Raw genomic sequence first — 12,113 nt, 5'->3', positions numbered from 1 at the left:
GGGACCGCCCGGTCGGCGCCGGGGTGTGCCCCGCGGCGTCCGCTACCGGGCGGTGCCCGTCGGCGCGCAGGCACCGGGCGTGAGCCCGCCCGGTGCGCGCGGGCTCACGCCCGCAGCTTCGCCATCCAGCTCTCCACCTCGAAGCTGCTGCGCGGCAGTGCGGCTGACATGTTCCGGTTGCCGTCCTCGGTCACCAGGATGTCGTCCTCGATGCGCACACCGATGCCCCGGTACTCCTCGGGCACGGTCTCGTCGTCGGCCTGGAAGTAGAGCCCCGGCTCCACTGTCAGGCACATGCCCGGCTCCAGCGTGCCGTCCGCGTAGGTCTCGCGGCGGGCGACCGCGCAGTCGTGCACATCCATGCCCAGCATGTGGCCGGTGCCGTGCAGCGTCCAGCGGCGTTGCAGCCCCAGCTCCAGCACGCGCTCCACCGGGCCCTCGATCAGACCCCATTCGACCAGCTTGGTGGCGAGCACCCGCTGCGCCGCACGGTGGAAGTCGAGGTACTTGCCGCCCGGCTTGACCGCGGCGATGCCCGCCTCCTGCGCCTCGTACACCGCGTCGTAGATCGTGCGCTGCAGCTCGGTGAAGCGGCCGTTGACCGGAAGGGTGCGCGTCACGTCGGCCGTGTAGAGAGTACGGGTCTCCACACCGGCGTCGAGCAGCAGCAGCTCGCCCGAGCGCACCGGGCCGTCGTTGCGCATCCAGTGCAGCGTGGTGGCGTGCGGTCCGGCTGCGCAGATGGAGCCGTAGCCGATGTCGTTGCCCTCCACGCGGGCGCGCAGGAAGAACGTGCCCTCGATGTAGCGCTCGGAGGTGGCCTCCGCCTTGTCGAGGGAGCGGACGACGTCCTCGAAACCGCGCACGGTGGAGTCGACGGCCTTCTGCATCTCGCCGATCTCGAACGCGTCCTTGACCAGCCGCATCTCGGACAGGAAACCCCGCAGCTCCTCGTCCCGCTCGGCGGTGATCTTGTCGGCCAGCGCCGCCTCGACTCCGGCGTCGTGGCCGCGGACCACCCGCACCGGGCCGGTGCCCGCGCGGAGCGTGTCGGCGACCGTCCGGACGTCGGCGCAGGGCATTCCGTAGAGCGTCGCGCTCTCGGTGAGGCTGTGCCGCCGGCCGACCCACAGCTCGCCCTGGCCGTCCAGCCAGAACTCGCCGTTCTCCCGGTCGGAGCGGGGCAGCAGATACAGCGTGGCGCGGTGGCCGCGGGCACCGGTGGGCTCCAGGACCAGTACGCCGTCCTCGGTCTGGTTCCCGGACAGGTACGCGTACTCGACGGAGGCCCTGAAGGGGTACTCGGTGTCGTTGGACCGGGTCTTGAGGTTGCCCGCGGGGACCACCAGACGCTCGCCGGGGAAGCGCGCCGACAGCCGCTCGCGCCGCTCGGCGAGCTCCGCCGCCTGTGCGACGGGCTCCAGATCGTGCAGCTCGGTGTCGCTCCAGCCGGACTTCATGTTCGCGGCGAGCTCGTCGGAGACGCCCGTGTACAGGCCGTTCTTCCGCTGCTTGATCGGCTGCTCGTCAGCGGCGTCTGCCACGTCTGCCTCCTCTTTGACGGATAAAACCACCTTCCATCGTATGGGTGGGGCCCGGTTGGTCCACAGCCGTGCGCATGTGATGTTGAACGGTGCCGTCGGGCGGTGCCGCCGCTCAGAAGCGGGCGGCCAGCAGGACGACGTCCTCGGGGTGGTCGGGCAGATCTGCCAGCGGCCCGGGCAGCACCGTGCGCAGCACGTGGTCGACGAGGGCGTCCGGATCCTCCCGGGCCGTGCGCGGGGCGGAGGCGGCGGCCGAGCGGAGCCGGGCGAAGGCGCGGTCCATGGAGTGGCCGGTGCGGTGCAGCAGCCCGTCGGTGTAGCACAGAAGCGTTTCGCCTTCGCGCAGGACGACCTCCGCGCTGGGTGCCTCCCAGCACGCCAGCATCCCCAACGGCGCCGAGACCGCGGTCTCCACCGGTTCGATGCGCCGGGGGCCGACGATCAGCGGGGCGCAGTGCCCGGCCCCGGCGAGCAGGATCTTGCGGCTCGCGGGCTCCGCGTAGGCGAACAGCGCGGTGGCCGAGCAGGAGGGCTCGGTCAGCCGCAGCAGCAGTTCCAGGTCGGACAGGACAGCGACCGGATCCTCCCCCTCCATCACCGCGTACGCCCGCAGGGAGGCCCGCAGCCGGCCCATGGCGGCGACCGCCGCCGGCCCGCTGCCGGTGACACCGCCGACCGCGAGTCCTACCGCCCGCTCCGGCAGTGGCAGCGCGTCGTACCAGTCACCGCCGCCGCGCGGACCCGTGCGGTGCCGTACCGCGAGGGAGACCCCGGGGACGCGGGGAAGCGCGCTGGGCAGCAGTTCCTCACGGAGGGTGACCATGTCCGCGCGGGTGCGTGCGCACTCTCCGAGCCGCGCGCAGTGTTCGGTGGCGTGCCGCAGATAGCTGTCGAGGAGTTCCCGCCGACGGACGGTGGGCTCACCCGGCTCGTCGAAGAACCAGACGGCGGCGCCGAGCCGGGTGCCGGACCCGGTGGTGAGCGGCACGCCGTAGGTGGCCGCGTAGCCGAGGCGGGCCGCGACCTCCCGGTGCCGGGGGGAGAGCGCCTGGTCGGCCGCGATGTCGGGGCAGATCAGGGCGGGGTGGGCGAGCCCGGCACCCGGGTCGGGTACGGACTCCGCCTCGGAGGCGCTCGCTCCGGCCTCGCCCGGGGCGGGCTCGTGGCCGGTTTCGTGGTCGGGGCCGCGGCCGGGCTGGTGCGGTCGGCTCGCTCCGTCGGCCGCATGAGTCCCGTCCGTCTCGTCCGCCGGGCGGGTGTCCGGTCCGGCCGTATGGCCGCGTCCGGCATCCGGTCCGGTGGTACGGCTGCGGTCGGTTTCCGCGTCGAGGACGCGCGCGTAGGTGGCGGAAAAACGCGGAACGGTCTCGATCTGCCCCAGGTCGGCACGCCCGAGGCCGAGGCCGATGGTGCGTTCGGTGGCCCGCTCCGGGGAATCGGAGGGTTCGCTTCCAGGATCGGTGCCGGGCGCGAGCGCGACCATGCCGCGGGGGGCGCCCAGCAGCGTGGCGCCGGCGCGCAGCGTCTCCCGGAGCGCCGAGTCGAGGCTCGTGGTGCGAACGAGACGAATGGTGAGGTCGTGAAGGGAGGAGAGGTCACCGATCCGGTCCCGGTCGGCCGGTGAGCCTCCGGGGCCGAGCGCGGTGGCCCGCGCGGATGAATCCGCAGCGCACGCGGCAGAAGAAGCAGGGACAGCGGGCCCCGGGGCCGCCGTGGAGGCCGCGGCGGTGGAGGCCGCGGCGGCCGGCGACGGGTTCGAGGAAACCGACGACTGGATTCCAGCCACTTTCGGCAGGCGCGAGGAGGTCATGGGCGGCAGCTCGGGCTGCGGGTGAACTGTCCCAATAGCATCGCAAACCCCCATGTCATGCTGCTCCGCTATCAATGCCACTACATCTACACATGCCGTTGGGGCATGTCCAGCACGTACGCTGCAGTGCCGAGAATGTCCGGCGAGCGGACCTGTCTCACGAGGGCAGGCCGAGGGGTGAGAAGATTGGCGGAAAATCGCCCACATGGCGTGCATACTGCTGTCGACTGAGGCCATTCAGCGGCGCGTTGGCACCGCTGTTGCGGGTACGGAACCCTGTGGAGAGTCACGGCGTCCTAGGGAGCAGCGGGCGCAGGCCCGCCCGCTTCTTGCGGGAGGGCATCAGCCGCAGGATTGCACCAGTCAGCACATGCGCGGTACGGCGGACCACGAGCGGTCCCCGGTACAAGACGAGCAAGTACGAGCAGCACCGGCGCAGGTGGCAGTCCACGGACCGAACGCCATGTGCGCGCCACCCCCCGCCACGTTCCACGCTCGACCCGCAACATGATGCGCTGTTCGGCACGCACGGTCACCAGCGTTCCCCATGGTGAAGTGAGCTAGAGATCGGTCGGCACGGCCAGTTGGCGGTGTTTGCGGTGTTCATGAAATAGGCGTTGTTCGGCGTTCACGGAAAGGAACGAGCGCTCATGCGCGAGATCCTCGGAAGGCGCTCCCTCCGGGCCTGGGCGCAGCTCCAGGGCCGACGGCTCTGGGCGCGGTCCGGACGGTACAACCACAGGTCACCGATGCGGAGCACGGCGCTGACGGCGGCCGCCCAGTGGCAGTGGCCGGTGGTGCCGGGCGCCGCTCTGACCGCCCCGGGGACCCGCGGCGCGTCGGCTGTGTGCGCGTGCCCGGACCCTGAGTGCGTGGTTCCTGGGGCACACCCCTTCGATCCCGTGCTGCTGGCGGCCACCACCGACCCGACGATGGTCCGCTGGTGGTGGCGGAACAGGCCGGACGCCTCCGTCATCCTCGCGACCGGCGGCACCGCGCCCTGCGCGCTGAGTCTTCCGGCTGTCGCCGGGGCACGGGCACTCGCGACGTTCGACCGCACCGGCGTCCGCGTCGGCCCGGTGATCGCGACGCCCACCCGCTTCTCGGTGCTGGTCGAGCCGTACGGCCTCGAAGAGCTGGGCGAACTGCTGTACGCCCAGGACCGGGTACCCAGCTCGCTGCGGTTCCACGGCGACGGGGGTTATGTGGCACTCCCCGGCTCGCTCACCGGTGCGGGCAAGGTGCGCTGGGAGCGGGAGCCGGACCGCGCGGACGCGGGCCGTCCGTGGCTGCCCCGGATGGAGACGCTGCTCGACGTGCTGGTCGAGGAGAGCGCCGCGTCCCCGGACAGCGGAAGCCGGCTGGCCTACTGAGCGACGCGCACGGCACGACCCTCGTGCGCCGACGCGCCGCCGTACGTCGATGCGCCGTGCGTCGATGTGCCGTGCGCCGACTGCGCCAGGGCCGGGCGTTTCCGAGCCGGTCGTCCCGAGCCCGGGGCGGCTCGGTGTCACCTGTACCGGGCCCGGTGGCGGCCCGGCGATGCGGTCATTCCCCCGTACGGGTAGCAGCCGACCGGAGTTACGGGGGAAACAGGTCGCTGTAGCGCCTCGGCGGCCCCTCGGTCCCGATATGTTCACCTCATCAGTCGGTCCGGTCCTCTCCGCGTCCCAGGTGGGTTCCCTCATGCACCAGCCGCAACAGAGAGCTTCCCGGCTCCGTGTGGTCACACTCGCCAGCGCGGTGGCGCTCGTCGCCGCGGTGCCCCTCGCGGCGGCGGTGGCGGGCGAGGACGCGCGTCTGGCCGCGGAGGTGTTCCAGGCCGCCCAGCCACGGCAGGCCGGGAACGGAACACCCGGGGCGCACTCCTCCGCTTCCCCCTCGTCCGGACAGGGGGATCAGGCCACCTCGTGCGGGCTGGAAATCGTCTCGCCCCATGGTGTGGCGGCCCGGGTCTGCGTGTTGACCGAAGGCGGTGATACCTGGGCCCGTACGTACTACCGCAATCCGACCGGCAGCCGGCTGCCCGCTCTTCTCACCCTGCACGGGCCGGACGGGCGGACGGCGCGGGTGCGCTGCGTCCTGCGTGACGGGCACGAGGGCGGCGTCTGCGAGACGCCGCGCGACGGGACCCCGGAGACCTCGGATGACCGTCCACCGCTGGCGGCGCACGCCTACTCCGCGGTGGCCGAGGTCAGCTCGGTGAACGGGGACCGGCTGCTGCGTGCCGGAAGCGACCGCCGGCCGTAGGGGGGAAGTCAACTCACCGTGTCGTGAGAGGAGTTCGCCGACGTCGGCGGGACCGGCCGACGCCGGGCACAAAAGAACCCGGTCGCTGGCGACGGGGGATGCACCAGCGACCGGGCTCTTAGAACGGTAACAAGAGATCGGCGGTTAGCAAATTCGATCGCCCAGATCCGGACGCCGATTTACCTGTGGGCAGGGCGAGTTGAGGTGTCAGTGTGACGGGAGTCACGGTCGTGAAACCTTCGCCGAATCCACACAGGATCCCGCCGAAACCCCTTAGTTGAGGGTTACCTGACGGTTGGTGAGGCCGCTCCGGGAGCGGCGCTCCTCGGACGTCAGCGGCGCCGTGACCGCCAGTGCCTCCGCCAGCCGTTCAGCGAACCCCGCCGCGGGCTTCTCACAGTCCTCGGACCTCATGCCGCGCGGCAGGTCCCACACCGGCACCGTCAGACCGTGGGCGCGGAAGGAACCCACGAGCCGCGAGTCCCCGGAGCCGCCGCCCGGCTCGTCCAGTGACGAGGCGCCGGCCGCGTGCAGCCGCGCGAGCGCGTCCAGGAGCTGCTCCTCGGGGTGGGTCATCACCCAGCGCAGATGGTTCTTCTCCGGCGCCTCGCACCAGTACGCGCCCTCCACGGACGCGAGCCTGGCGGTCGGGATGACGGCCTCGTTGGCACTCTCCAGAGAGGCCGCCACCTCACCGGCCGCCTGCTCCTCGCCATCCAGCCAGAACTCGAAGCCCGAGTGCACCTCCGGCACGAACGGCGCCTCCAGATCCAGCAGGTCCTGCAGTCGCGGGCCGTCCGGCGCCGGACGGCCCGCGGCGACCGGCGTACCGGGCTCGGCGGCCAGCGCCCGGTTCAGGGTGTCCGCCAGGTCGCGGCTGATGTCGCCGGACGCGGTGTCGTTCTGCAGGCCCAGCAGCACCTCGCCGCTGTCGCGACGCAGCGCGGGCCACGCCATCGGCAGCACCGTCGCCAGGGTCACTGCGGGGACCCCCTCCGGCAGGCCGCCCTTGAGTGTGAGGCGTGCCGTGGCGGCCGGGACCAGCTCGCGCATCGCGACCCAGTCGCACTCGTGGGGAAGACCCTCGAACGGGCGACGCACCAGCTCGGTGGCCGCCTGCGCTGCCGCCCGGCCGTGGCACGCCTTGTAGCGGCGGCCCGAACCGCACGGGCAGGGCTGCCGGGCTCCCACCACCGGGTAGTCTCCGGCTGCTGCCGCGCCCGCGGGGGTTCCGGCGGGCGCCGCGGCGGCTGTCTGGGGTCGGCGCTTCTTTGCCATGCGAGCGGTTCTCCAGGTGTGCGGCGGTTGTGGAGTCCGCGATCCTAGTAGCTCGACGGCACCCGCCGCCCTCCGCACTCGGCACGGCGCGCACCGGGGCTCGCCGTGGCGCAGTGCGGACACTTGGTGTCGAGGGGACACGGGCCGCCACCGGCCGACGCGGACCGACTGGGGTCGAGGGGCCGGCGCCCGCCGGGCGGGGCGGTCGAGGACCGCCCCGGCTAACGGAGCTCCTCCACGGAGGCCAGATCGAACTCGCCGCTCAGCCCGCCTCCGAGGCTGGCGGCGACTCGGCCGCTGAACGAGCTGTCGGGCCGCAGCACCGCCCAGACCGTCACCCCGGGTGGCTCGTCCGCGAGGGTGCGGGGTTCCGAACGCACCCCCCAGTCGCGGGCGAGAGCCGTGATGATGGCGAGCCCTCGGCCGCCGCGGGCGGTGACGGAAGGCTTGGCCGGAAGTGGACGGGTCGGACCGCCCCCGTCCGTGACCGCGATGGTCACCTCGCCTCGTACGTCCCTGCGCCACGACGCCCTGACGGTCTCCACCGGGTTGCTCGCGCCGCTCGCTCCGGTCGTCTCCTCGTGCAGCGGCCGCGCGTGACGGCACGCGTTGCTGAGAAGTTCGGAAAGAATCAAGATCGCATCATCGACCACCGAGTCGGGTGCTCCGCACGCGAGGAGTTCCTCGCGCATCCTGCGCCGTGCGACGCGTACTCCCGACGGACCATGGGGCACGGCCATGGTCGACGAAGTAGGCACCTCCTGTGCCACCACCAACGCCACCCCCGAGACCTCCTTTGCCCCACGCCATCGGGATGAATGCCCCAGCAGAGTGCGGCGGAAACCGGCCACGCCCGTTCTCTTGACGCACCCGCGCGGCTGCAATAAGCACCGAGTGCGCCGGTGCACGCCCTCCGACCGGCTCCTGCGTCCTCAACCTGGAAGCCCGCGCCGGAGTTGGGCGCGCACCTGGCGGGGACGGTTGGTGATGATGGCGTCGACCCCCAGCCGCACGCACAACTCGACGTCCCCGGGTTCGTCGACCGTCCACACGTGCACCTCGTGGCCGGCCCGGTGCGCCCGGGCCACGTACTCCGGATGGCTGCGCAGGACGCGGATGCTGGGACCGACGGTGCGCACGCCGTACGGCAGTCTGCCGTCCCGGTGGCGGGGGAGCAGGAACTGGGTCAGGAGCACCGTCGGTATCTCCGGCGCCGCGATGCGGACCCGCTGCAGGGAACGCGCGGAGAAGCTCATGATGCGGACCGGTGTGCGGAGCCGGTGCCGGTCCAGGAGTTCCAGCAGTCGCTCCTCCACCTGGCCCGCCCAGCGGGTGGGGTGCTTGGTCTCGATGGCCAGTTCGACCGGGCGCGGTGCCTCGGCGACCAGGGTGAGAAGGCGGTCGAGAGTGAGGACGGAGGTGCTCTCCGGGTCCGCCGCCACCCCGAGCCGCCCCATCGCGCCGAGCGGTTCCGCCGTACCGAGGCGTTCCGCAGGGCCGGGTGGTCCGGCAGGGCTGGGGCGTCGTGTCGTGCTGCGGCGCACCGGGCTTCCTGCGCAGCGGTCGGGGGGCTCGGGGGGCTCGGGGGCGCCGGCCGGGTTCGCCGCCCCGCCGTGCGTGGCGGCGCTCGGGTCCAGTGCGCTGTCCGGCGACTCGTACAGGTCGGCGTGCCGGTCCCGCCACGAGCCGAAGTCGAGGGCGGCCAGGTCCGCGAGCTCCAGGGCGGAGACGGCGCCGCGCCCGTTGGAGGTGCGGTTCACCCTGCGGTCGTGGACGCAGACCAGATGGCCGTCCGCGGTGAGCCGTACATCGCACTCCAGCCCGTCGGCGCCCTCTTCGATCGCCCGGCGATAGGCGGCCAGCGTGTGCTCGGGTGCCGCCTCGGAGGCACCACGATGGGCGATGACGGACGGCAGGTGGTCGAGGCGATGGCGTGACCCGGCACGGATCTCGTTGCTCACCGGGATATCGTGCCACCGGGCCGAATGGACACACTGTGCAGGGTTGTGGGGAGCACTTCGCGGCGCTCGCGGGGTTTCGATCGGCGCCGGACCCGGTGGGATCCGGTACCGGTGCGCCGAGGGACGGTTTCGGTGCGGATCCGCCGAGGGGCGGTTCGGTGCGGGCGCGCCTAGGCTGGGTGCCGTGATCACGCGTGTGGGTGACGTCGCGCCGGAGCCGACTCGCGCGCCCGGCAGCGCCCGCAAATCCGGGAGCTACCGAGAAAATGGGGTTCTATGTCCGGTTTTGACCCGACGTAAAGAAGGGGGTGCGGACGCTCAGCGTCGGTTTACGCCCGTCTGATGTGTGATGGGAAAAGCTGTCTCCGGATACCCGCGTACGTGAACACGCCCATCTCTGCGATGTCGTGTACCTGATGAGGAGTGAGCTGTGAGCACCGAGAACGAGGGCGCTGCCGTGACGCCTGCGGCGGGGCCGGGTCCCACGCCCCCGGCGCCGGCCCAGGCCCCGTCGACCGGCGCCCCGACGAGCCGCGAGGACGGCGACTTCTCGCTGCCCTCCCCTGACTCGTCCGCCCCCGCATCCGCCGACGCCGCCACCGACGCGGACCGTACGCAGAAGGGTCCGGACGTCCAGGACACGGTCGTATCGAAGAGGGAGTCCATGGACGACACGCTCGTGCAGCCACCGCAGGGGGGGACCGACGCGCCGCCCGCGGCGCAGCAGTCCGCGGGGGACGAGCCCGCGGTCCCCACCCCGCAGCAGCCCGCCGACGCACCGGTCGCCCCCCCGGCGGCGGCCCCCGCCGCCCCCGGTACGCCGCCCGCTTCCGCCGCGCCGGCCCCCGTGGCGACCGAGGCCGGCCCGCGGCAGCCCGGCGACGACCCGGGCGTCGGCTCCGGACCGGACGCGGGTCCCGGCTCGGGTCCGCCCGGCGCGGGGCAGTCCGGCGGCTGGGGCCAGGACGGAACGGGAACCCCGATGCCGCCTCCACCACCGCCCTACGGCGGTCCGGGCGGCCCGGCGGGCCCCGGCGGCCCGGGTGGTCCCGGCGCCGGTGGTCCGGGCGGTGGTGGGATGCCCCCGCACGACCCCTGGGCGATGCCGTCCGGCCCGGCCGGCCCGGGACCGGGCGGCAAGAAGCGCCGCGGTGGCCTGCTCGCCGGTGTCCTCGTCGCCGCGCTCGTGGCCGGCGGGATCGGCGGCGGAATCGGCTTCTGGGCCGCCGACCGCAGCGACGGCGCCACCACGATCAGCTCCTCCGGCGACCCCGAGAAACTGAACCGCTCACCCAAGTCCGTCGCCGGCATAGCTTCCAAGGCGCTGCCGAGCGTCGTGACCATCCGCTCCTCCGGCGGCGGCGAAGAGGGCACCGGAACCGGGTTCGTCTTCGACAAGGAAGGCCACATCCTCACCAACAACCATGTGGTGGCCAACGGGGCGCAGGGCGGCAAGCTGACCGCGACGTTCTCCGACGGCAAGAAGTACGACGCCCAGGTGGTCGGCAAGGCGCAGGGCTACGACATCGCCGTGCTGAAGCTCAGCGGTCTCGGCGGCCGCAAGCTGAACCCGCTGCCGATCGCCGACTCCGACAACGTGGCGGTCGGTGACGCCACCATCGCCATCGGCGCCCCGTTCGGCCTCTCCGGCACGGTCACCACCGGCATCGTCAGCGCGAAGAACCGTCCGGTGGCGTCCAGCGACGGCCAGGGGAGCAAGGCGTCGTACATGAGCGCGCTCCAGACCGACGCCTCGATCAACCCCGGCAACTCCGGCGGCCCGCTGCTGAACGCCCAGGGCGCGGTCATCGGCGTCAATTCGGCCATCCAGCCGGGCGGTGGCGGAGGCGGTATGCAGGGCGGCCAGTCCGGCAGCGTCGGTCTCGGCTTCGCGATCCCCTCCAACCAGGCCAAGCGCGTGGCGAAGCAGCTCATCAAGACCGGGCAGCCCGTCTACCCGGTGATCGGCGCGACAGTCCAGCTGGGCGGCAACGGCAAGGGCGCCACCATCTCCGACAGCGGCGAGGGCGGCGCCGACCCGGTCACCCCGGGCGGACCGGCGGACAAGGCGGGCCTCGAGCCCGGCGACGTCATCACCAAGCTGGACGACACGTTGATCGACAGCGGGCCCACCCTCATCGGCACCATCTGGACCCACCAGCCGGGCGAGAAGGTCGAGCTCACCTACGAACGGAACGGCAAGGAGAAGACCGTCGAGCTGACCCTCGGATCCCGGAAGGGCGACGACTGATCACACGCTAGGCTGTTCCCGTGTCGTACGCGCGACGACACCCGGAGGCGTGCCCGAGCGGCCGAAGGGAGCGGTCTTGAAAACCGTAGAGGTGGCGACACCTCCGTGGGTTCAAATCCCACCGCCTCCGCACAGTTAGAAAGCGTGCAGGTCAGAGGGGGTTCCTCCGTCGGAGAGGAACCCCCTCCGCGCGTGCGTGTCGCACCTCGCTTCCCTCATCTGCCATCCCTGACCAGCGTGTGCGGGCCATGCGTGGGCCAGAGGTGGCGGACATGCCGCATGGGCCCCGGCGGCGGGCGGTCCGTCGGGACGGGCGGAAGAACGGAGCGCCCGTCAGTTCCTGCGGCGACGGCCCTGCCCGTACGGGCCGCGGCGGTCGTGTTCCCGCCACTCCTCCTCGCGGGGGTCGCGTTCCTCGCCGTCCGGGTGGGTACCGGGGGTGCCCCTCCCGGGAGTCGGAACCGTCTCCCCCTTGGTGACCTTGGCCAGCAGTGAGGCGAGTGGGTCGGGAGGCCCGTCGGCGAACCGGTCGGGGTCGCGCCGCGGGAGCGGTGCCCGCGCGCGGGTGCGATTCGCGGCCCGTTCCGCCGCGGCTCCGGCGTCCGCTGCGGCGTCTGTGCCGACCGCCTCGGCGTCGGTGCGACGCGGGCGCGACGTATCCCCCATGAGCTTCCCCCGATGCTCCGATACTCCCCTGGGGTCGATGATTCCCCGGCAGATCACCGCCAAACGGAGGGGGCACGCCGAACACGGGCACGCCGCTCACGCCGGCCGCCGCGGGCGAGCAGCGGCCCGCGGCTCCGCGGGGTGTGCCGGTGGCTGATCCACCCGTACGGCGGAGCACCCGCGAAGGGCTCTTCCCGCGCGGCGGCCGTACGGGACCCGCCCGCGAGCCGGGGCGACAGGAGGCACCGGAGGGTGCCGGGCCCGCGGTCGACGAGTTCCGCCGTGCCGGATGGTCTGCAGAGGCGGACGCTGGTGTCACGGGGTGTTCACGGCCGCACGGCTGTACCCCCGGC

General features: G+C 72.7%; 9 protein-coding genes and 1 tRNA gene. 4 read left to right on the top strand and 6 right to left on the bottom strand.

What is annotated here, in order from left to right; translation table 11 throughout:
- Positions 1 to 104: 104 nt before the first annotated feature.
- Both P2424_RS14875 and P2424_RS14870 read right to left on the bottom strand, forming a co-directional pair.
- Positions 105 to 1,544 (bottom strand): aminopeptidase P family protein, encoded by a 1,440-nt coding sequence (locus tag P2424_RS14875; protein ID WP_276476219.1) that lies wholly within the window; start codon positions 1,542 to 1,544, stop codon positions 105 to 107.
- A gap of 112 nt (positions 1,545 to 1,656) precedes the next feature.
- Entirely contained in the window at positions 1,657 to 3,354 is a 1,698-nt protein-coding gene (locus P2424_RS14870) for a PP2C family protein-serine/threonine phosphatase (RefSeq protein ID WP_276476218.1), read from the bottom strand.
- A gap of 650 nt (positions 3,355 to 4,004) precedes the next feature.
- Here P2424_RS14870 and P2424_RS14865 point away from each other — a divergent pair.
- Both P2424_RS14865 and P2424_RS14860 read left to right on the top strand, forming a co-directional pair.
- Positions 4,005 to 4,727, top strand: coding sequence for a bifunctional DNA primase/polymerase (locus tag P2424_RS14865; protein ID WP_276476217.1), 723 nt, complete (start codon positions 4,005 to 4,007; stop codon positions 4,725 to 4,727).
- A gap of 313 nt (positions 4,728 to 5,040) precedes the next feature.
- Entirely contained in the window at positions 5,041 to 5,604 is a 564-nt protein-coding gene (locus tag P2424_RS14860) for a hypothetical protein (protein WP_276476216.1), read from the top strand.
- 273 nt (positions 5,605 to 5,877) lie between these two features.
- Here P2424_RS14860 and P2424_RS14855 read toward each other — a convergent pair whose 3' ends face one another.
- The 3 genes from P2424_RS14855 to P2424_RS14845 all read right to left on the bottom strand — a co-directional run bounded on the left by P2424_RS14855 (position 5,878) and on the right by P2424_RS14845 (position 8,843).
- Positions 5,878 to 6,882, bottom strand: coding sequence for a DUF5926 family protein (locus P2424_RS14855; RefSeq protein WP_276476215.1), 1,005 nt, complete (start codon positions 6,880 to 6,882; stop codon positions 5,878 to 5,880).
- Positions 6,883 to 7,103: 221 nt separating this feature from the next.
- Positions 7,104 to 7,574: an ATP-binding protein gene (locus P2424_RS14850; protein ID WP_276478978.1), complete on the bottom strand. Its 471-nt coding sequence runs from the start codon at positions 7,572 to 7,574 to the stop codon at positions 7,104 to 7,106.
- Positions 7,575 to 7,814: 240 nt separating this feature from the next.
- A complete protein-coding gene (locus tag P2424_RS14845) occupies positions 7,815 to 8,843 on the bottom strand; it encodes a glycerophosphodiester phosphodiesterase family protein (RefSeq protein ID WP_276476214.1) in 1,029 nt (342 codons plus the stop codon).
- Between the two features lie 430 nt (positions 8,844 to 9,273).
- Between P2424_RS14845 and P2424_RS14840 the strand changes: the two genes are divergently transcribed.
- Together P2424_RS14840 and P2424_RS14835 are read left to right on the top strand one after the other, a co-directional pair.
- Positions 9,274 to 11,094 carry a trypsin-like peptidase domain-containing protein gene (locus P2424_RS14840; protein WP_276476213.1) on the top strand — a complete coding sequence of 607 codons (1,821 nt, stop codon included), beginning with the start codon at positions 9,274 to 9,276 and terminating at the stop codon, positions 11,092 to 11,094.
- 43 nt (positions 11,095 to 11,137) lie between these two features.
- A tRNA-Ser gene (locus tag P2424_RS14835) sits at positions 11,138 to 11,224 on the top strand.
- A 203-nt stretch (positions 11,225 to 11,427) separates the two neighbouring features.
- On the opposite strand, the gene P2424_RS14830 is transcribed toward P2424_RS14835, so the two are convergent.
- On the bottom strand, positions 11,428 to 11,760 hold the full coding sequence (locus P2424_RS14830) for a hypothetical protein (RefSeq protein ID WP_276476212.1): 333 nt from the start codon (positions 11,758 to 11,760) through the stop codon (positions 11,428 to 11,430).
- Positions 11,761 to 12,113: the final 353 nt, after the last annotated feature.

The sequence above is a fragment of the Streptomyces sp. WMMB303 genome (assembly GCF_029351045.1).
GTDB lineage: Bacteria > Actinomycetota > Actinomycetes > Streptomycetales > Streptomycetaceae > Streptomyces.
The sequence above is the reverse complement of the archived record's forward strand: the minus strand, read 5'-3'. Positions and strand labels throughout refer to the sequence as shown.

Bases quoted from the DNA above. Each gene is read 5' to 3' on its own strand.
- P2424_RS14870 (WP_276476218.1), bottom strand. From the start codon at position 3,354: ATGACCTCCTCGCGCCTGCCGAAAGTGGCTGGAATCCAGTCGTCGGTT.
- P2424_RS14865 (WP_276476217.1), top strand. From the start codon at position 4,005: ATGCGCGAGATCCTCGGAAGGCGCTCCCTCCGGGCCTGGGCGCAGCTC.
- P2424_RS14860 (WP_276476216.1), top strand. From the start codon at position 5,041: ATGCACCAGCCGCAACAGAGAGCTTCCCGGCTCCGTGTGGTCACACTC.
- P2424_RS14855 (WP_276476215.1), bottom strand. From the start codon at position 6,882: ATGGCAAAGAAGCGCCGACCCCAGACAGCCGCCGCGGCGCCCGCCGGA.
- P2424_RS14850 (WP_276478978.1), bottom strand. From the start codon at position 7,574: ATGCGCGAGGAACTCCTCGCGTGCGGAGCACCCGACTCGGTGGTCGAT.
- P2424_RS14830 (WP_276476212.1), bottom strand. From the start codon at position 11,760: ATGGGGGATACGTCGCGCCCGCGTCGCACCGACGCCGAGGCGGTCGGC.